Origin of the sequence: Ensifer adhaerens, from assembly GCF_020035535.1 — a bacterium.
Lineage (GTDB): Bacteria > Pseudomonadota > Alphaproteobacteria > Rhizobiales > Rhizobiaceae > Ensifer.
Window position 1 is genome coordinate 1,445,681 of record NZ_CP083349.1, and the last position, 19,470, is coordinate 1,465,150.

The 19,470-nt window shown below is 60.7% G+C and carries 18 protein-coding genes and 6 tRNA genes; 11 read left to right on the forward strand and 13 right to left on the reverse strand.

The features are described from left to right. Window positions 1–12: 12 nt before the first annotated feature. On the reverse strand, window positions 13–2,001 hold the full coding sequence (phaC, locus tag LAC81_RS07080; protein ID WP_419195807.1) for a poly(3-hydroxyalkanoate) polymerase subunit PhaC: 1,989 nt from the start codon (window positions 1,999–2,001) through the stop codon (window positions 13–15). On the opposite strand from phaC, the gene LAC81_RS07085 reads away from it, so the two are divergent. From LAC81_RS07085 to recJ, 4 genes are all read left to right on the forward strand, one after another. After that, window positions 1,973–2,281 (forward strand): SHOCT domain-containing protein, encoded by a 309-nt coding sequence (locus tag LAC81_RS07085; RefSeq protein WP_223727247.1) that lies wholly within the window; start codon window positions 1,973–1,975, stop codon window positions 2,279–2,281. The genes phaC and LAC81_RS07085 overlap by 29 nt on opposite strands. A 126-nt stretch (window positions 2,282–2,407) precedes the next feature. Next, window positions 2,408–3,625, forward strand: coding sequence for an LL-diaminopimelate aminotransferase (locus LAC81_RS07090; RefSeq protein WP_113537505.1), 1,218 nt, complete (start codon window positions 2,408–2,410; stop codon window positions 3,623–3,625). A gap of 146 nt (window positions 3,626–3,771) precedes the next feature. Further along, window positions 3,772–5,094 (forward strand): homoserine dehydrogenase, encoded by a 1,323-nt coding sequence (locus tag LAC81_RS07095; RefSeq protein ID WP_223727248.1) that lies wholly within the window; start codon window positions 3,772–3,774, stop codon window positions 5,092–5,094. 228 nt (window positions 5,095–5,322) lie between these two features. Then, window positions 5,323–7,125, forward strand: coding sequence for a single-stranded-DNA-specific exonuclease RecJ (recJ, locus tag LAC81_RS07100; RefSeq protein ID WP_223727249.1), 1,803 nt, complete (start codon window positions 5,323–5,325; stop codon window positions 7,123–7,125). 76 nt (window positions 7,126–7,201) lie between these two features. On the opposite strand, the gene LAC81_RS07105 is transcribed toward recJ, so the two are convergent. The 6 genes from LAC81_RS07105 to LAC81_RS07130 all read right to left on the reverse strand — a co-directional run bounded on the left by LAC81_RS07105 (window position 7,202) and on the right by LAC81_RS07130 (window position 10,378). Then, a tRNA-Glu gene (locus LAC81_RS07105) sits at window positions 7,202–7,276 on the reverse strand. Window positions 7,277–7,452: 176 nt separating this feature from the next. After that, window positions 7,453–7,527: transfer RNA gene (locus LAC81_RS07110), tRNA-Glu, on the reverse strand. Between the two features lie 199 nt (window positions 7,528–7,726). Beyond that, window positions 7,727–7,801: transfer RNA gene (locus LAC81_RS07115), tRNA-Glu, on the reverse strand. 200 nt (window positions 7,802–8,001) lie between these two features. Further along, window positions 8,002–8,076: transfer RNA gene (locus tag LAC81_RS07120), tRNA-Glu, on the reverse strand. 136 nt (window positions 8,077–8,212) lie between these two features. Continuing rightward, window positions 8,213–9,541, reverse strand: a complete 1,329-nt coding sequence (locus LAC81_RS07125; protein ID WP_223727250.1) for a YcbK family protein — start codon at window positions 9,539–9,541, stop codon at window positions 8,213–8,215. A gap of 396 nt (window positions 9,542–9,937) precedes the next feature. Continuing rightward, complete coding sequence (locus tag LAC81_RS07130; protein ID WP_113537103.1) at window positions 9,938–10,378, reverse strand: VOC family protein; 441 nt, start codon at window positions 10,376–10,378, stop codon at window positions 9,938–9,940. A 196-nt stretch (window positions 10,379–10,574) separates the two neighbouring features. On the opposite strand from LAC81_RS07130, the gene LAC81_RS07135 reads away from it, so the two are divergent. From LAC81_RS07135 to LAC81_RS07145, 3 genes are all read left to right on the forward strand, one after another. After that, entirely contained in the window at window positions 10,575–11,153 is a 579-nt protein-coding gene (locus LAC81_RS07135) for a cold-shock protein (protein WP_043623636.1), read from the forward strand. Next, window positions 11,153–11,632 (forward strand): DUF192 domain-containing protein, encoded by a 480-nt coding sequence (locus LAC81_RS07140; RefSeq protein WP_223727251.1) that lies wholly within the window; start codon window positions 11,153–11,155, stop codon window positions 11,630–11,632. Before LAC81_RS07135 ends, LAC81_RS07140 begins: the two co-directional genes overlap by 1 nt. Window positions 11,633–11,827: 195 nt before the next feature. Beyond that, window positions 11,828–12,475, forward strand: coding sequence for an outer membrane protein (locus LAC81_RS07145; RefSeq protein ID WP_223727252.1), 648 nt, complete (start codon window positions 11,828–11,830; stop codon window positions 12,473–12,475). Window positions 12,476–12,523: 48 nt separating this feature from the next. Here LAC81_RS07145 and LAC81_RS07150 read toward each other — a convergent pair whose 3' ends face one another. Together LAC81_RS07150 and LAC81_RS07155 are read right to left on the reverse strand one after the other, a co-directional pair. After that, window positions 12,524–13,165 carry a DUF1062 domain-containing protein gene (locus LAC81_RS07150; protein ID WP_223727253.1) on the reverse strand — a complete coding sequence of 214 codons (642 nt, stop codon included), beginning with the start codon at window positions 13,163–13,165 and terminating at the stop codon, window positions 12,524–12,526. 481 nt (window positions 13,166–13,646) lie between these two features. After that, window positions 13,647–14,834, reverse strand: coding sequence for a GGDEF domain-containing protein (locus tag LAC81_RS07155; RefSeq protein WP_223727254.1), 1,188 nt, complete (start codon window positions 14,832–14,834; stop codon window positions 13,647–13,649). 241 nt (window positions 14,835–15,075) lie between these two features. Here LAC81_RS07155 and LAC81_RS07160 point away from each other — a divergent pair. The 3 genes from LAC81_RS07160 (at window position 15,076) to LAC81_RS07170 (ending at window position 15,824) form a co-directional block, all read left to right on the forward strand. After that, window positions 15,076–15,152: transfer RNA gene (locus LAC81_RS07160), tRNA-Pro, on the forward strand. A 253-nt stretch (window positions 15,153–15,405) separates the two neighbouring features. After that, complete coding sequence (locus LAC81_RS07165; RefSeq protein ID WP_034791376.1) at window positions 15,406–15,711, forward strand: ETC complex I subunit; 306 nt, start codon at window positions 15,406–15,408, stop codon at window positions 15,709–15,711. Window positions 15,712–15,747: 36 nt separating this feature from the next. Continuing rightward, window positions 15,748–15,824: transfer RNA gene (locus LAC81_RS07170), tRNA-Arg, on the forward strand. Window positions 15,825–15,889: 65 nt separating this feature from the next. On the opposite strand, the gene LAC81_RS07175 is transcribed toward LAC81_RS07170, so the two are convergent. Beyond that, window positions 15,890–16,702, reverse strand: coding sequence for an alpha/beta hydrolase (locus LAC81_RS07175; protein WP_223727255.1), 813 nt, complete (start codon window positions 16,700–16,702; stop codon window positions 15,890–15,892). A gap of 455 nt (window positions 16,703–17,157) precedes the next feature. Between LAC81_RS07175 and LAC81_RS07180 the strand changes: the two genes are divergently transcribed. Further along, the gene (locus tag LAC81_RS07180) at window positions 17,158–18,138 is read left to right on the forward strand and encodes a GlxA family transcriptional regulator (protein WP_223727256.1); all 981 of its coding nucleotides are present in this window, start codon (window positions 17,158–17,160) and stop codon (window positions 18,136–18,138) included. Between the two features lie 60 nt (window positions 18,139–18,198). Here the strand turns inward: LAC81_RS07180 and LAC81_RS07185 are convergent, their stop codons facing one another. The 3 genes from LAC81_RS07185 to LAC81_RS07195 form a co-directional block, all read right to left on the reverse strand. Next, the gene (locus tag LAC81_RS07185) at window positions 18,199–18,462 is read right to left on the reverse strand and encodes a hypothetical protein (RefSeq protein WP_113537110.1); all 264 of its coding nucleotides are present in this window, start codon (window positions 18,460–18,462) and stop codon (window positions 18,199–18,201) included. A 290-nt stretch (window positions 18,463–18,752) separates the two neighbouring features. Next, window positions 18,753–19,007 carry a YMGG-like glycine zipper-containing protein gene (locus tag LAC81_RS07190; RefSeq protein ID WP_113537111.1) on the reverse strand — a complete coding sequence of 85 codons (255 nt, stop codon included), beginning with the start codon at window positions 19,005–19,007 and terminating at the stop codon, window positions 18,753–18,755. Window positions 19,008–19,207: 200 nt separating this feature from the next. Further along, window positions 19,208–19,450, reverse strand: a complete 243-nt coding sequence (locus LAC81_RS07195; protein WP_223727257.1) for a hypothetical protein — start codon at window positions 19,448–19,450, stop codon at window positions 19,208–19,210. Window positions 19,451–19,470 lie beyond the last annotated feature (20 nt).

Sequence of the window (19,470 nt, forward strand, 5' to 3'; positions counted from 1 at the left end):
CCTGCAGCTGTTTCATGCCCGGGCGCGAACGTAGGAGCCAGGAGCTTCTTCGAGCGAATTCAGCGGCCCACCGGGTTTGCGGGCCGGAACGCGTCTCTTGTCGAGTTTTTCGATCCACTGATGCCAGTGCGGCCACCAGGATCCCGGCGTTTCCTTCGCGGCCTTGAACCAGTCGTCGAAATCGCCCTTGGGCGCGCCGCCGGTCCAGAACTGGTACTTTCCCTTGTCCGGCGGGTTGACGACGCCGGCAATGTGGCCAGAGCCGGAAAGCACATAGGTGACCTTGCCGCCGAATGAGGAGCTACCCAGGAAAACCGAGCGCGGCGGAGCGATATGGTCTTCCTTGGTCGCGAGATTGTAGATCGGTATCTTCACGTCGCCGAGCGAAACCTTTCGCCCAGCCAGCATCATCTCGCCCTTCGAGAGTTTGTTCTCGAGGTAGCAGTTGCGCAGATAGAAGGAGTGGTTGGCAGCCGGCATCCGGGTCGAATCGGAATTCCAGTAGAGCAGATCGAAGGGCAGGGGATCCTGGCCCTTGAGGTAATTGTTGACGAAGTAGGGCCAGATCAGTTCGGAGGCGCGCAGCATGTTGAAGGCGGTCGCCATCTTCGAGCCGTCGAGATAGCCGGTCACGCTCATGTTCTGTTCGATCTGGCGGATCTGGTCCTCGTCGACGAAGACCTTGAGGTCGCCCGCGTGGGTGAAATCGACCTGCGTCGTGAACAGGGTTGCAGAGCGGATGCGATCGTCTCCTTCGGCGGCATGCAGGGCAAGCGTTGCGGCCAGCAGCGTTCCGCCGACGCAATAACCGATGGCGTCGACTTCCCGTTCCCCGGTCGCCTGCTCTACGATGTCGAGCGCAAAGCCGATGCCTTCGCGGGCATAGGCTTCCCAGTCCTTGGTGGCGTGCCGCTCGTCCGGGTTGACCCAGGAGATGACGAACACGGTGTGACCCTGGTCGACAGCCCACTTGATGAAGGATTTCTGTGGGTTGAGATCGAGCACATAGAACTTGTTGATCCACGGCGGGCAGATCAGCAGCGGTCGCTTCAGCACCGTCTCGGTCGTCGCCTCATACTGCAGCACCTGGCAGACATCACTTTGGGCGATGACCTTGCCGGGCGTGATCGCGATATTCTCGCCGATCGCAAACTTGCTCGTATCCGTCTGCCGCAGTTTAAGGTCTCCACGACCCGCGGCCACGTCCTCGGCGAACATCTGCATGCCCTTGACGAGATTGGCGCCATTCGACGCGACGGTTTCGCGATAGAGTTGCGGGTTGGTGGTGACGAAGTTGGTGGGCGAGAGCGCGCTCGAAACTTGCCGGACGTAAAACGCCGCCTTGTGCTTGGTATGATCGTCGAGCCCCTCGGCGTCCTCGACCATGCGCTCGGCCCAATCCGAGGTGACGAAATAGGCTTGCCGAATAAAGTCGAAGAACGGGTTCTTCACCCAATCCTCGTCGGTAAATCTTTTGTCGTTGCGCTGGAGAGCGGTCGGCTCTGCCGCCTCGACATCGCCGGACATGCGATGGAGCGTCCGCGACCAGATCTCGAAGAAGCTGCCCATCAGATGCGTCTGTGCCTCGAGCGTGCGGCGCGGATCGGAAAGCCAGTATTCGGAAACCTTGGAGAGCGTCTTCACCATGTCGGTGACCGGCTCGGAAAAGACGTCGGACTTCTGCCCCGATTCACGCGGCGCCAGCCAGGCGGAGGCCGCCTTGCCGAGCTGTTCCATGGCGCGGGCGAGGTTGACGGCGAGGCTTTCCGGGTCCTTGACGATGTAAGGTTCGACGGATTTGGGGTCGAATCCCGCGAAGCCGTCCTTGCCAGCGGTGCCTTCCGCATTCCTCTCTGCTGTCACCCGGCTTCCTCCACAGCATCTTGTTTGTTTTGTATTTTTACATTCTGCCCGAAAATGATTACAAGGGCTAGCGCATCGTCGCGCCGTCAAAACAGAGGTCGTCTCCAGTATGCTTGCCGTCGGAAAACAGCGTTCCATCACCTGGGTTGCCGGGATCCTTCTGCTAGGCACGCTTGCTGGCTGCAACAGCCAGGGGGCCAACTTCGAAAACTATCCTTCGGTGTACGGCCAGAAGCCGGCAGCGACGACACAGATGACCAACGAAGAGGCGACCGATATGCAGGCGCGCCTGACTTCGCTCGGCGCTGCGCGCAAGTCCGGCGCGATCTCGGAAGCGGAATATCAGCGTCGGCTTAAGGAAATGCGCACGCTCGCCGAACAGCACGGTGCCGACACGCTCAAAGAGATCCAGAATTAGAGCTTGCCTTTCCGGTGATTTGGACGCAAAGCGTTCAATGGCCGCAAGGACGGCCGTTCACCACAGCGCACGGTTTCGCGAAGGCTTGAGCCGCTGGCGGGAGCGTGCGCCAAACGAGGTTTGGAGATGGAAGAGTTTCACAAAGTCCGGCGTTTGCCGCCCTATGTTTTCGAACAGGTCAACCGTTTGAAAGCAAGCGCGCGAGCGGCCGGTGCTGACATCATCGACCTCGGCATGGGCAATCCGGATCTTCCCACTCCACAGTCGATTGTCGACAAGCTTTGCGAGGTCGTTCAGGACCCGCGCACGCATCGTTATTCGTCGTCGAAGGGCATTCCCGGGCTGCGTCGTGCCCAGGCCGCCTATTACGCCCGTCGCTTCGGCGTCAAGCTGAATCCGGAAACGCAGGTCGTCGCCACCCTTGGCTCCAAGGAAGGCTTCGCCAACATGGCCCAGGCGATCACCGCTCCGGGCGACGTGATCCTGTGCCCGAACCCCACCTATCCGATCCACGCTTTCGGCTTCCTGATGGCAGGCGGCGTCATCCGCTCAATCTCGGTCGAGCCCGATGATACCTTCTTCCCGCCGCTTGAGCGCGCCGTGCGTCACTCGATCCCGAAGCCGCTGGCGCTGATCCTCAACTATCCGTCGAACCCGACGGCGCAGGTCGCGACCCTCGACTTCTACAAGGAAGTGATCGCCTTTGCGAAGAAGCACGACATCATCGTGCTTTCGGATCTCGCCTATTCGGAAATCTACTTCAACGACGCGCCGCCGCCGTCGGTGCTGGAAGTACCGGGCGCCATCGACTGCACCGTCGAATTCACCTCGATGTCGAAGACCTTCTCGATGCCGGGCTGGCGCATGGGATTTGCCGTCGGCAACGAGCGGCTGATCGCAGCGTTGACGCGCGTGAAGTCCTACCTCGATTATGGCGCCTTCACGCCGATCCAGGTGGCAGCGACGCAGGCGCTGAACGGCGACGGCAGCGACATCGCCGAGGTGCGCAACGTCTACAAGCGCCGCCGCGACGTCATGGTGGAAAGCTTCGGCAAGGCCGGCTTCGACGTTCCGCCGCCGGCAGCGACGATGTTTGCCTGGGCAAAGATCCCCGAGAAGTTCCGCCATCTGGGCTCGCTCGAGTTCTCCAAGCTCCTGGTCGAGAAGGCTGACGTTGCGGTTGCCCCGGGCATCGGCTTCGGCGAACAGGGCGACGACTACGTGCGTCTCGCTCTCGTCGAGAACGAGCACCGCATTCGCCAGGCGGCACGCAACATCAAGAAATTCCTGTCGACCGCCGACGAGACGATGCACAACGTCATCTCGCTCAACGCGCACAGGTAATGGGAGCGGGATGAGGAAAAGTGTATCCGGTTTTCCGCCCGCATCCCGCTTAACGAAATAAGTCAGGAGGCGTGCTTGAGGCGCGCCTCCTTCCACACCGGCACCGCGGTCCTCGTGGCTTGCCCTCTACATGTTAGGAAATGGCTATGGCAGATGCCCTCAAAATCGGCATTGCGGGCTTGGGTACCGTCGGTGCCTCGCTCGTGCGAATCCTCCAGGATCGTCACGAGATGCTCGCGACAACGTGCGGACGGGCAATCGAGACCACGGCAGTAACGGCACGCGACCGCAACCGCGATCGCGGCGTCGACCTTTCGAAGACCGCCTGGTTCGAAGACGCCGTTTCGCTCGCGCGTGACGCCGACATCGACGTGTTCGTCGAACTGATGGGCGGCGCCGGCGATCCGGCCTATTCGGCGGTCAAGGCTGCCTTGCAGCGCGGTATCCACGTGGTCACCGCCAATAAGGCGCTGCTGGCTGCCCATGGCATCGAGCTTGCGAAGATCGCCGAGGAAAAGGGCGCGCTGCTTAACTACGAAGCGGCTGTCGCCGGCGGTATCCCCGTGATCAAAGCGCTGCGCGAGTCCATGACCGGCAACACGATCTCGCGCGTCTACGGCATCATGAACGGCACCTGCAACTACATCCTGACGAAGATGGAGAAGGAACAGCTTTCCTTCGAAGCCTGCCTCAAGGAAGCGCAGCGCCTCGGCTATGCCGAAGCCGATCCCGCCTTCGACATCGAAGGCAACGATACCGCGCACAAGCTTTCGATCCTCACGAGCCTTGCTTTCGGAACGGCGATCGCTGCCGACGACATCTATCTCGAAGGCATCACCAACATTTCGATCGACGACATTCATGCGGCGGCCGATCTCGGCTATCGCATCAAGCTCCTGGGCGTTGCCCAGCGCACGGAGAGCGGTATCGAGCAGCGCGTCCATCCGACGATGGTGCCTTATGACTCTGTCATCGCTCAGGTCGACGGCGTGACCAATGCGGTTGCGATCGAATCCGACATCCTCGGCGAACTCTTGATGGTCGGCCCCGGTGCCGGCGGCAACGCGACGGCCTCGGCAGTGCTTGGCGACATCGCGGACATTGCAAAGAGCCGTCCCGGCGCCCAGCATGTTCCGGCCTTCGGTCGCCCGACCAATGCGCTGCTGCCCTATAAGCGCGCGCAGATCCAGAGCCACGAGGGCGGCTACTTCATCCGCCTGAAGGTCGTAGACCGCACCGGCGTATTCGCCAGCATTGCCACCCGCATGGCCGATAACGGCATCTCGCTGGAATCGATCATGCAGCACTCCAAGCAGTTGATGGAAACCGGCGAACCGCAGACGATCATTCTGGTCACGCACGCGACCTCGGAGCACTCTGTTCGCGATGCCATCAAGGCGATCAAGAGCGAAGGCTATCTCGTTGGCGAGCCGCAGGTCATCCGCATCGAACGCCCAAAAGCGAACTGAGGGCGGCATCGACCCGTGAGGCATGCAGCGCGATGCGCTGAGAAACACCGATAGATTGGAGCCTCGCCATGCAGGAATGCCGGCGAGGCTTTTTTTGTCCGCGCATTTGGGTCGGGCGGCGCCGAGAAGGTCCGCGAAACATGGATCTCTGTGTATGCCGTTCCAAAAACGGTCACGATTTTCAAGGTTATGCGCTAAGAAAAGTTAAGCGCAGGCGGGTGGACGAGCATGGAAGAATTGGTGGATCCGGTACAGCGGGCCTTTCTCGGCGTCGAGCAGTCGATCAGCGGACAACGCTGGGTGTCGCGACTTGATCAGGCGGGCCAGAACCGGGCGCTCGCCATCAGCCAGATCCACGGCTACTCCGATCTGCTGGGTCGCGTACTTGCCGGCCGCGGCGTCGTGCTCGACGATGCGGCAAGCTTCCTCGATCCGACGCTTCGGTCGCTGATGCCGGATCCCGACACGCTCACCGATTGCCGAAAAGCATCAGATCGCCTGGCGCAGGCTATCAAGCGGCGCGAAAAGGTTGTGGTCTTCGGTGACTACGACGTCGACGGTGCCGCCTCCTCGGCGCTGATGGCCCGGTTTCTCCGTCATTTCGGCATCGATGCTGAGATTTACATTCCCGATCGGATTTTCGAGGGCTATGGGCCCAACCCCACGGCGATCGAGCAGTTGATCGACAACGGTGCCGCGCTTATCGTGACCGTCGACTGTGGCTCGACGAGCCACGAGGCGCTTGGCGTGGCGGCGCAGCGTGGCGTCGACGTGGTTGTCATCGACCATCACCAGGTCGGCTCGGCGCTGCCGGCTTGCCACGCGCTCGTCAATCCAAACCGGGAGGACGATCTTTCGGGGCAGGGGCATCTCTGTGCCGCCGGCGTCGTCTATCTCGTCCTGGTCAACACGCTGCGCGTTCTGCGTAGTGCCGGCGATCCCCGCGTGGCATCCTTCGATCTGCTGGCGCAGCTCGATCTGGTGGCGCTCGCGACCGTTTGCGACGTCGTGCCGCTCAAGGGGCTCAACCGAGCCTATGTCGTCAAGGGACTGATAGCGGCACGGCATATGGGCAATGTCGGGCTTTCGGCGTTGCTGAGGAAGGCGGCGATCGGCGGCCCAGTCACGCCCTATCACCTGGGATTTCTGGTGGGGCCACGAATCAACGCCGGCGGCCGCATCGGCGACGCGGCGCTCGGCAGCCGCCTACTGGCCATGGAAGATGCTGGCGCGGCCGAAAAGATCGCAGCGCAGCTGGATGAACTCAACCGCGAACGGCAGGCCATGGAGGCCGCCATGCTGGCCGAGGCCGAGGCCGAGGTACTGGCCGAGTACGGCACGGGCGAGGGCGCGTCGGTGATCGTCACCGCACGGGAAAACTGGCACCCTGGCATCGTCGGGCTACTCGCCGCCCGCATCAAAGAAAAATTCCGCCGGCCGACCTTCGCCATCGCCTTCGATCCGAACGGCCGGGGAACCGGCTCGGGTCGCTCGATCAACGGCTTCGACATGGGCAAGATGGTGCGCGCCGCGGTTGATGGCGGCTTGCTCGTCAAAGGCGGCGGTCATGCGATGGCCGCCGGCCTCACGGTCGAGCGCGCGAAACTCGGCAAGCTCAGGCAATTCTTTGAAGAACGGGCAGAGGCGGCCGTGCGCGACCTGGTCGCCATCCAGACGCTCAAGGTCGACGGCGCGCTCGCAGCATCCGGCGCGACACTGGAGCTTATCGATCTCCTGGAGCAAGCGGGTCCCTACGGTTCTGCACACCCGCAACCGGTCTTCGCCTTCCCACAGCACCGGCTGCGCGACAGCCGGCAGGTCGGCGCCAATCACATCAAGGTGACGCTGGAAGGCCAGGACGGCAGCCGGCTCGACGGGATCGCTTTCCGGGCGACGGAAACGCCGCTCGGCGACTTCCTGCTGGCGAGCCGCGGCGCGTCCATTCACGTAGCAGGCTCGGTCTCGGCGGATCTCTGGCAGGGGCAACGTCGCGTGCAGCTTCGCGTTACGGACGCTGCAAGGGCGCTGTAACATCGTCGAGCAGGAGGCTCCCGGTTCTCTTCGTCTAAGATCAAGTGGTTCGCTGGTGCCAGGTGCGAGCAGGGATTGGCACGCCCAACGGGACTCGAACCCGTGTTACCGCCGTGAGAGGGCGGCGTCCTGACCGCTAGACGATGGGCGCCTTTAGGCTCGCGTCGCGCTGAGAATTACCGCGCATACCGCATACTAAGCCTTTTCCGCGAAAACGACGATAGTCTTCTCAGACACCGGCAGGGCGCTGGAAATGGGATCGTTCGGTCACGCGCCCAAACTGGCGGTAATGATGTAGCTTGAAATCCAAGGGGAGGTTCAACACAGTGGCACGCCCTAGGGGAGTCGAACCCCTCTTCCCAGAATGAAAATCTGGTGTCCTAACCGATAGACGAAGGGCGCACTCGCTGTGTGGGCGCCTTATAGCCAGCGACTCTGGATACCGCAAGCGCCAATCTCAGGATTTTTGTGCTTTTCCTGTTAAAAACAGCGAGAAAAATCCGACGACCGGAAAGCCGCAAGCGGGAGCGTTTCTGAGACGGAAAGGCACTGTCTCAAAGCGGAAAATAGCGATATTTCTTGGGGGAGGAGATCGACACAGTGGCACGCCCTAGGGGAGTCGAACCCCTCTTCCCAGAATGAAAATCTGGTGTCCTAACCGATAGACGAAGGGCGCACTCGCTGTGTGGGCGCCTTATAGCCAGCGACTCTGGATACCGCAAGCGCCAATCTCAGGATTTTCGTGCTTTTCCTGTTAAAAACAGCGAGAAAAATCCGATGCCCGACTGGCTGGAATCGACGGTACCGTGAAGTCGGGAATCGTCTGCTTCAGGCAGTGGAAATAGCAATTTTTACGGGGGGAAGAGATCGACACAGTGGCACGCCCTAGGGGAGTCGAACCCCTCTTCCCAGAATGAAAATCTGGTGTCCTAACCGATAGACGAAGGGCGCACTTGCTGTGTGGGCGCCTTATAGCCAGAGGATTTGAGAACCGCAAGCGACAATCTTCATATTTCTGTAAAAATTCCACAGTCTCGATTCTTGAGGCGGGGTCTGTGGAATAGCTCATGGAAACAAGCGGTTGGCTTTAGCCCTTGCCGCGCCGGCAGCGCCAGTTCCAATCCCGCTGTGTGCCGATGTCGATATGCACCGACTCCGTGTGGCAATAGGTGCCGACACCGCCTCGGCCGGGAACGCTGCGAAGGAATTCGGCCAGATCCCACTTGCTGACGCCCTGAACCTGGATGTCTGCCGCCTCGCAGCGCGTATGCAGCGACTGCTTCTCGCGGTTGACCTTGATGGGGCGTAGACCGGAGGTCACCATGACCTGCTTGCCGTAATGCGATTCCACCTTCTTCAACATCTGCATGAGTTCGGGCTTGAAGCAGCCGGCATCGACCTTCTCGGTCTGCAGGATCAATCCGCTTGGGGCCAGTCGTGCCAGGCCCGAAAGCGAGGCGACCTGAACCGGAGCATCGTCGTCGCCGCTAAGATGCTCTTCATGCTCGAAGTTATAGAGCGTATTCAGTTTGACGCCTGGCAGCGTGTAGGCGAGGGACGCTGTCTGCGGCTGGCTCGCATTGCTGGTGGTAATCGTCTTCCTTTCTGCCGGTTGCGCTGTGCGCTGTGTTTCCTGCTGCTTTTCCTTGCGCTTTCCGGCAAACAGCGTTGCAAGTGTCCAGGCCTTCGGCGCTTCCTTGTCTCCGTCGCTTTCGTTGACCTCTGTGACCGGCTGCGTCGGTTCCGCGATCGCCACTTCAGTCGCAGCTGGTACAACCTCTGCATTGGCCACGGCCTGAAGTGCAGCCGATTTCTCCCCGCCGGCGGCGGCCTCGGCGCTCAGGGGCAATGGAACGGATGCCGGAAGGACATGCTCCTGTGCTTCGGTGGGCGCGTAGGCGGCGACCGCGGTGCCCGACGGAGCGGAGGAGGTTTCGTTTGCCGCGCCTTGTTGCGGCGTCATGATGGGCAGGGGGCGCCGCTGACCACCGCTGAAAAGGCTGTTTGTGGTCGCGTTCATGGCGGGTTGGTCCGCCGGTACCGTTCCAGCGGCTTCCGGCTGGGTGCCCGGCATGGCTTGCGTCGCCGCGGCCCGTCCATAAATGCTTGAATTTGCAGCACTCAGGCCCGTGCTCTGCATCGTCAGGGGCTGGCCTTGCGCGGGATCCTGTGCCGTGGCGGTCTGCTGTGCTTGCGGATCGCTGCCCATGGCGGCCACCTGCGCATCGCGGACAGTGCCCGGCTCGGCCGATTCGGCGGTCTGAGGTGCCGCTTGTCCCTCGAGTCCCAGCTCGGCGGCCACGTCACCGTCGGCAACAGCCGACACGCAGCTGCAGAGTGCCAGGAGTGAAACGGACAAAGCTGCCGCCCGCGCAATCTTTGCGAGCACTGCGCCCTTCGTCTCCGGATGTTGCAACGTCCTATCCCCGCTCTCCGTGCATGATCGGCGAAGCCCCGCCCTGTCATGCATTAAGTCTCAGTTCCGAAACATCGCTCAGAACAAACAAACTCGTGTTTCTCGCGGCGGCCCGAAAGGACGCCACGGGAAAAGATCAGGCCAAGTACAAAGGGGGTCGCCGCCACGAGACATCGCGGATAGGACCCGGCATCAACGTTTCGCGCGAAAAAATACTCAACGATACGCGATTTGTAAACCGGCGCTAACCTTGAGCCCGCATGTTTCAAACATGCAAAGGCCCGGATAGACCGGGCCCCAGATCATTCATAGCTGCTGCTGATCGGCGACTCGGCCATGCCAACCGGAATTGCCGACTGCACACAGGCATCATCGCCAGTCAGAATTGCGCGGGGCTTACCACGCGCCGGTATTGGCCATCGAAGCCCAGGGCTCCTGCGGCGGACGGTTTTCGCCCTTCTGCAGAATCTCGATAGAAATGCCGTCCGGAGAGCGAACGAAGGCCATGTGGCCATCGCGCGGCGGGCGGTTGATGGTCACGCCATTTTCCATCAGGTGCTGGCAGAAACCGTAGATGTCGTCGACCTCATAGGCGAGATGGCCGAAATTACGGCCGCCGGTATATTCTTCCGTATCCCAGTTGTAGGTGAGTTCGAGGCAGGGCGAGAGCTCCCCGCGTGCACGATCGATGTCGCCGGGAGCGGCGAGGAAAACGAGCGTGAAGCGGCCTTTCTCGTTCTCGTAACGGCGGATTTCGGTCAGGCCGAAAAGCGTGCAGTAGAAGTTCAAGGCCGCATCCAAATTGTTGACGCGAACCATCGTGTGCAGATAGCGCATTGCAATGTCCCTGTTTTGCAGAAGATGGCGTATACTGAGCCGCCAGCAAGCCAGAGGCAAGGCTGCGTCCGCATATTAGATCTCGGCCAAAATATGCCGAGGGTCTTGCGTATCCGCGGCGGGACGATGTTATTCTGGTCAATAAGAATCAGTTAACCGTATCGGTAGTCGCGCGTAAACGAGGGGCTGGGAGAGAATGGCGGATAGGACATCTTCAAAAGACGTCATGCATGGTGACGACTTTGGCAGTGATGCTCTCGACCTCATCGAAATCACTGGCGTGATCAAATGGTTCGATGTCGCCAAGGGCTTCGGGTTCATCGTGCCGGATAATGGCATGCAGGACGTGCTGGTCCACGTAACCTGCCTGAGGCGCGACGGCTACCAGACGGTTCTTGAGGGCGCGCGGGTCGTGGCGCTCATCCAGAAGCGCGATCGCGGCTACCAGGCGTTCCGCATCCTGTCGATGGATCAGTCGACGGCGGTGCACCCGTCGCAGCTTCCGCCGGTGCGCACCCATGTCCAGGTGACGCCGACAAGCGGCCTCGAACGGGTCCTGGTCAAGTGGTTCAATCGCACCAAGGGCTTCGGCTTCCTGACGCGTGGCGAAGGAACAGAGGATATCTTCGTTCACATGGAGACCCTGCGGCGCTTCGGCCTCACCGAGCTTCGTCCCGGCCAGGTGGTTCTCGTTCGCTTCGGTGATGGCGAAAAGGGCCTGATGGCTGCCGAAATACATCCGGATGGTCCGTCGCCGACGAGCCGGTCGCACTGATGCTCGCCGCACGATACCTTTCCGGAAAAAGCGCCCTGTTGGCGCTTTTTTTGTTGTTCGCCTTCACCGTAGCGGCGCTGGCCGAGGTGTCCTTTCCCAAGGACAAGATGCGGCTCGTAACCGCGAACAGGAAGGTGCACGAACTGACGGTCGAACTGGCCGTCGATCCCGACCAGCGCGAGCAGGGACTGATGTTTCGCCGCTCGATGGCGCCGGATCACGGAATGTTGTTCGATTTCGGTGAAACCCGCCGTGTGATGATGTGGATGAAGAACACCTATCTTCCGCTCGACATGCTGTTCATCGACAACAAGGGCGTTGTGCGGACGATCCGCGAGGACGCCGTGCCATTTTCCGAGGCGATTATTGATTCCGGTGAGCCGGTCGCCTTCGTTCTCGAGCTCAATGCCGGTACCGTCAAACGGCTTGGTATTCGGGCCGGAGACCGCCTGGAGGGCGCTCGAATCCCAGGCCGGTGACCCGCCAATTGACCCGCCTATGGATCACGAATCGGCCGGTGGCGTGGGGCGCCGCCTTGTAGTTTGACGATCATCGCCTAAATCACCGGTATCGAGATGATTCGATCCTTTCGATGACGACTGCAAAGCCTTTTGGGCAGACTTCAACTTAATAAGTTGCTAATGTTTTGCCGAAGACAACAGGAGGCATCTGTGATGATCCGGAATGTGCTTGTTGCAATCGCGGCCGTCGCTGCATTCGGTCAAACAGCGATGGCGGCAGATTTGACGCCGGCGCTGGAGCCGACGCCAGTCGTCGAAACGCCACCCGTTTTCGTATGGACCGGCGGTTACGTCGGTCTCCAGGGCGGCGGCGGCTGGCTGAACGGAGATTTCAGCGCGCCCGGCGGCCGCGGCTCCGAAGATTTCAATGGCGGCCTGCTCGGTGCCTTTGCCGGCTTCAATTACCAGCAGGGTGATTGGGTCTACGGCATCGAGGGCGACGTCAACTACAACTGGAATGACAAGCGATTCGATCTTGGCGGGACCTCCGTCAAAGCCGGAACCGATGTTTCCGGCGCGATCCGCGGACGTGTCGGCTATGTGCTGAACGACAAGGCGCTGCTCTACGGGGCAGGTGGCTGGGCGGTTACCCGCGGCTTCGTCGACGTGCCCGGAGCGTCGAAGGAAAAAGAGACCTTCAATGGTTGGACGATCGGTGCCGGTGTCGATTACTCGTTCACCGACAACGTCTTCGGGCGCGCCGAGTATCGCTACAACGACTATGGCGACAAGGACTTCCGCGGCGTCAACGTCGATCTCGATCAGCATCAGTTCACCGTCGGCGTCGGTGTGAAGTTCTGACCTGTCGGCAGAAAGCGCCGGCATAGGGCCGACGCTTCCCCAATTCGTTCATGCAGGCAGCAATATGCCCCGCGCGCGATCGGCAATTTCGTCACGATCGCGTTCCTTCGAGAGATCGAGAACCACCCGCAGGCCATCCCGGATCGGCCGTTGCAACGCCTTTCGTGAGCCGGACTGCAGCGTCAGGCGCCCCTCTTCCTCCAGTCGAGTGAGCCTGCTGCGCGAGAGACCGAGTTCCGCCGAAAGCAGGCGATCGGCACGTATACTGACCGCCAACGGCGCGTGCACGACGAGTTCAAGGTGGGTGCACGCGTCCCGCGCTTCAGCGAGCACGCGCCTTGTCACACGGCAATCGGCGAACTCCTCGATCCTGCCGCTCTCGCGGCGAAGGCCCTCGACGTCGAACGAGACCTGGCGAACCCAGCCTGGATCGTTGTTCTGGAGGGCGTCGAGCGTTTCGGGCGGGATGTTGCGGACATTCTGCCGCTCGAAGATCGGGCGATTCCAGGTGTCGTCGCAGTCGGCGCAACGATAGATCAACCAGGCATCAAGCCGTCGGCCGTTGGCGTTCAGCCGCGTTTTGCCGCTGCACTCGAAAGGGCGCGCGCCGCGGCATCGTCTGCAGGCAAGCCAGGGGCGGGGCGCCGCTTGTGGTTCAATGGTCCACAGGACCGTCAATGTATGAGACATGTCGTCTGGTTCTTCCAAAGGGAAGTCCATCGAGACGACGGTTTGAGTACCCGTTGCGGGGACGCGGTCTGGCAGCGTTTGTAGGTGATGGTTTCGCCTGGTGCCATCGCACCGGGCTTGAGATCGGCAATGCCATTCCGGTCTCGAACCGCCACCTCAACGAACGCATGAAAAATCAAACCGATAGCGTCGAGCTATCGGGCGAACGGGGTGAAACTAGCGAGACCGGATTTTACAAAGGCAAGGCGAAACTCCAGCAGAGACAGCGCAATTGTGGCTGCGCGCTCGTTCTACACCAGCGCGTGTGCCGCACAAAGTGCAAAGCTATCAGTCGCACCCGCCATGGTGGCTGTTTGCGCGGCATAGGTGAAATTTGGCCACAGGCAATTTCGCTTAAAAGGAGTAGTATGAGGCATTACACCTCCAATCTGAGCGGCCTCCGCATGGGATGGCCGCTTCTTTTTTGAAGGATGTACCCTCATCAGCCGGCGCGGCCGAAGCTCACTTCCATTGACGTTGAAGCGGATGTAGTCGCCGAGGAAGATGACGTGACACGGTTACGGCCGCTGCGCTTGGCCTCGTAGAGCGCCGCATCCGCCCTGTTGAACAAATCCTCCCACGAGCTCTCGTTGCCGCGGGCAGCGGCGAGCCCCATGCTGACGCTGAGTGCTATGGGTTGTTCGTTGCTTGTAACAGCAAGCTTTTCGACAGCGCGACGCAGCCGCTCGGCGATGGCAAGCGCCTGTGCTTCGCTTGTCTGCGGCAGGTAGAGACCAAATTCCTCCCCGCCGAGGCGGGCGAAGCAATCACCTTTTCGCAGATTCGACCTGATCAGATCGGCAAAGGCGATCAGGGCCTGGTCGCCGGCGTGATGGCCGTAGCGATCGTTGATGCGCTTGAAGAAGTCCAGGTCCATGACGATGAGGCAGTCGCCATGCCAGTTCGAACCAGGCAGTTGCGTGAGAAACCAGCGTCGGTTTGAGGCGCCCGTCAGGGCATCGGTGTCGGCCGAGCGCCTGAGTTCCGCTTCGGCCCGTTCCTTGACGAGGACGAGTGCGAAAAGGGCAATCGCGAAGTGGCAGATGATCGAGAGGAAAAAAGCATAGGTGGTCGTGATCGGTATGATACCCGGCTTTACAAGGCCGATCACCACGGCAAGGCAAAGGCTGGCGCCGACGGCCATGGCTGCTGCAAACAATGCGCGTACCGGCAGCGGTTCCCGTTTGCGATCCGCGATGACGGCAACGGCGGAGGCGGCGAGGAGGGCAAAGGCTGTGGCATTGAAGACGCTCGCACGGACGTAGTTGACGATATGGAAATGGGTGGCAAGACCGATTGCCGCACCCGCGACCGGTATCGAAAGTGCGAGCCAGTCAGCCTTGCGCCGGCGGCCGGCGCTCAAGCGGCGGACCCCGATCCAGAACAGCGCATAGCCGCCGATCCCGAGCGTGAAGCTCGAAAGCGTCCACAGATGGGCCGGCAGCAGCTTCTGTTCGCCGTAGCCCGCGAGCGTCGACGCAAGTGCCAGGAAGAGGAAGCCGCTCGCCAGAATTCCGAGCCCTTCATCCCGCGGCGATTGCCAGCGAGCGTAAAGGAAGCAGAACGCGCCGACGAGGAAGGACGATTTGTGAAGAAGCAGAACGGTGGCGAGATCGAGTTGGGCGTTCATGGAATGCTCGGGAAGGTTTGGGAAGTTGGCACGGTGGGGTTGTGCGCCGCTTGGCTCTAGCCGCAATGGATTTAGCGATTACTAAATTCGGATGACAAACCGGCGCTTTTGTCCCAATTCGGGACATTTCCGCTGGCCGCGGACCGGGAATGGGGCGAGCGCAGGTTTCTTGAGAGTGGACAACAGCGAAATTACATGTTGCAGCCCAAGGGCGAAGCGTGTATCTCCGGCGCCGTTGGCACGGAGTGTAGCGCAGTCTGGTAGCGCATCTGGTTTGGGACCAGAGGGTCGGGAGTTCGAATCTCTCCACTCCGACCATCGTAACGCCTGATAGGCGTTCTCGTTCTCCCTGTTTCTTTCCGCCAGATATCGCTGCGCCGTCTTTGCGTGCTTGTGGCACGCGGATTGCGTGCCCCCTCAGTCGAGGCCTGCGTCCAGCGCGGTCCTCCCACTGAAAAGCCGAATTTATCCGGCCGAAAGTCATTCCGTTTTAAATCAATCTGCGTTATGGGAAGACGGAATGCTGGCGCCCGTGAATGTTGCCAGCGAAAGTATGGAGCCGTTCGAAACCATGTCCGCAAAGATCTATCGTCCAGCAAAGACCGCCATGCAGTCTGGCAAAGCCAAGACGAATCTGTGGGTGCTGGAGTTTGATCAGGAAAAGCCGCGCACCATCGACCCGATCATGGGCTACACCAGCTCCGGCGACATGAAGCAGCAGCTGCGGCTGACCTTCGAAAACGCCGAGCAGGCCATCGCCTATGCCGAGCGCAACGGCATCGAATACCGCGTAATCGCGCCGAAGGAAGCGACGCGCAAGAGTGTGTCCTACCCGGACAACTTCCGTTTCAACCGGATGCAGCCCTGGACCCACTAAGGTCCCAGGTCGCATCAGACGGGCACAGCCCGGGACGGCCCCTTAGCTCAGTTGGATAGAGCACCTGCCTTCTAAGCAGGTTGTCGCAGGTTCGAATCCTGCAGGGGTCGCCAAGTTTCTAATCATCTGTTTCTTTGATTGAAATCGTGGACACAGCCACGAGGTGCGTGGTGTCCGCCTAGGTCGCGTCCCGCGGCAATGCCTCCACAAATTGGATCACCTCCCATACCGTATTCTCGTTCCAGATGTCGTTGTGGCCCGAGCGTTCGTCGACCAGCATTCGTTTGGGTTCGGCAGCGATGCGGTAGAGCGCCTCGCCGGAAGATAGGGGAATGCTGTCGTCCAGCCGACCATGGATGAAGAGTTTTGGCTGCTTCACCGCGGCTATCTTGAGGTCGGAGCGGAAGGAGTCCTTGATGAGGAGCGCGACGGGAAGGAACGGATAGCGCGCTTCGGCAACCGAAAGGACCGATAGATACGGGGAGATGAGGACCACGCCAGAGGCGGGTCTTTGTGCGGCAGTGTTCACCGCGACGCCGGTGCCGAGGGAGCGGCCGAGCACGACGATGCCTCCTTTGACCCGGGGTATCAGCCAATCGAACGCCGCGATGCCATCCGTCAGCAGGCCCTGCTCGCTGGGTGAGCCGGTCGATCCTGGATAGCCGCGATAGGAAATCGCGAGCAATCCGATACCGCGCGCAGCCAGTGCCTGCGCCAGAAATTCGTAGTTGTCGGCTCGATCGCCGTTGCCGAAAAAGAGCAGCACACCGGGTTTATCGGGTTCACCTCGACTGTAGAGCCCGTGTAGCGTCTCGCCGTCCAGCGTGCTGACGGCGACATTCTCGCCCCAGATCGGTGGGTTCGGTGCGGCGGCGGCATTTGCCCCCGGATAGAGAAGGGTACGCTGCGAAAAAAAGATGAGGCCAAGAAACAAGAGATAGGTCAGGACCGCTGCAAGCGGCAAGATCAGCAGAAGCCTCGTGACGCTCATGGTGCATTTCCAGATGCTGGAGAGAACAGTCTACGGGAAAATGCGGGTCTCCGTAGAGTATACGCAATATATTGACGCCGATTGCCGCCATGACAGCAGACGATGCTTATCGTCCGGAACAGCGGCCGAATATATGCGCAAACGTACAGCAGAAGTTGCAAATGGTCGAGGCCTTGCCGGCGCTGCACGCATTCTTGACGCCCACGCGGGAGCCGGTTGCTGCGTCGGATCCGGCCGATGATGCGTGCCGCCACTGCGGCTCTTCTTTTTGTGGCGGCATAGAAAAAAACGGGCCGGTGGATGGCTCCAACCGGCCCGTTCCGGCAAAAGGCGGAAAGGGGAACGTCTCAGCGCGGGGCTGCAGCGCCGCGCGTAGGGAGATCGATACGGTCTGATAATGCCTGAACGTCATTTCCGGAATTGACATTTATCGCTCGAAATTTGACATTTCCCGCATGGCTTCTGATGGACGTCCACAATCTGTGATCGAAGTTTGCGTTGTCATCCTGCCGGAGTCGTCGATCATGTCGCTCGCCTCGGTGCTGGATCCAATGCGCGCCGCCAATCGCATCTCCGGACGTGACGTGTTTTGCTGGCGGCTGCTTTCGGCGGATGGAAAACCAGTGACGTTGACCTGCGGCATCCCGATCGTGGTCGACGGCAAGTTTGCCCAGCCGCTCGCCGGCGATGCGCTGCTGGTGATCGGTGGCTTCAATCTCGATCGGCATGTCGACAAGAAATTCATAGGGGTGCTGCAGGAGTGCGCCCGGCACTTCGATATCGTCGCCGGCATCGAATCGGGCTGCTGGTTGCTCGGACGAACCGGCATGCTCAATGGTCGGCGGGCGACCGCGCACTGGGAGGAGCTTGAAGATTTTAGCCAGGCCTTTCCGGCCTTGACGGTGCTTGGCGACCGTTTCGTCGCCGACGGCAAGTTCTGGACGTCAGGCGGCGCCTCGCCGACATTCGACATGATGCTGCACTGGATCACGCAAAGGCTGGGTTCGGCCTTGGCGCTCGATGTCGCCAGCATCTTCGTCTATGACCAGACCCACAGCGCGACTGACGTCCAGCCGTTCGTTTCGCTCGGGCGGATCGAAACGCGCGATCCGGAACTCGCCGAAGCGATTCGATTGATGGAGCGCACGCTTGAGCGTCCGCTGACGATCGCAGCTCTGACGAAGCGGCTGTCGATTTCGCAACGCAAGCTGGAGTTGCTGTTTGCGCGCGGGCTGTCGACCAGCCCCGGCGCCTACTATTTGCGCCTCCGTCTGCAGGTCGCACACCGGCTGGTGCGTGATTCCGGCAGCCCGATCCGCGAGATTGCGTTGCGTTGCGGTTTCGACAGCCTGTCCGCCTTCTCCCGCGCCTATAGTCGCGAATATGGCATGAGCCCCCTGAAGATGCGTGCGTCGAGGCGAGGCGCGGTGGCGTGAAAGCGCGTCCCAGGAGCGATATGTTCTTAGGCAAAGCGGGAATCAAAATTCAGGATCGGGTCAGTGAACCGTCTGTGGCGGCTCGTCAGTAAAGGCCTGAATGCCGTCGCGCTGGACGGTTGCAATGAATTCTTCAAAGGCCTCGCGATCGGTGGGGAAGGGGTCCTCCCACGTGGTGGAAAAACCCTCCTCATCGATAACCTCAAGAACCCAATCGTGATTCGTGCCTGCCGGCCGATAGATTCGCAATTCCACGACGACGCCGTCGTCACTGAACTGGCCGGAAAATTCCGAATATTCGTAAGTCTGCTCTTCGTCAGTCATTTGCGCAGTGTAACACGCTTGCTGGACAACGTCTCATGCTGTTCGCCGGTTCTCACTGCTCTGGCGTGCACCAACGCGCTAGCCGACGCCGCTCGCTTTGCTCTTGTCCTTGTGTCCCGCCCGATCACGCATGTCCGAGATGTTGGCGCCGCAATGGCGGCGCCAACATGCAAAACGCAACGCTGACCGCCAGGCGAGCGGCGGTCAGATCGTGTGCGATTGGAGAGGTCCGCCGGATTTGAAGTCACGCGCGTTGCAGGAAATGCGCGGCTTGCGTCAACGGGAAGCTGCTACTGGCAGCGCGCCTCATAGCGGCGGCCATAGCGGTCGCGATAGATGCAATAGCCTTCGCGCTCACGGGAACGGCCTATCAGGTTGCCCATGATGCCGCCCGCCACAGCGCCGATTGCTGCGCCGCCCCAACTGTCGCTCACGACGCCGCCGATGATGGCACCGGTACCGGCGCCGATTGCAGTTCCTTTCTCCGTCTGCGTGCAGGACGCGAGCGTACCAATGATTCCAAGCGCAATGATAAGCTTTTTCATGCTGTCACCCCTTTGCTACAAACCAACCTGGGAGTTCACCACTCTGCATCCTCAGCGTGAGGTTCAGCATCTACGCAACGCGCGCAATTGTCGATAGGGATGATTCCCGGGCGTAGGGCAGACGTTCACACGACAGGGCGTCCGCGGCCTCCGACCATCGATCGCATCAGCCGCATTAGCCCCTGGAAGCGCAGAGGCGACTATCGCCAGTAGCTTCGTCCGCTGTCGATCTTCGACCGGCCGATAGCGTAGCCAATCGCAAACGCAACAAAGCCAACAGCAAGCGTCAGACCGGATGCGGTGTATGGGTGATCTGCGGCGCCAACGGTCACAGCGTTTGCTTCACGACTTACAGCGGCGGCGGCCTTCCTTGCGACCTTGCGGGCGCCTGTTGGTGGTTCGGTTGGTTTTCCGGTGAAGCCCGCTCTCAGATCGTTCGCCATGGCGTTTCTCCTTGGTGGTC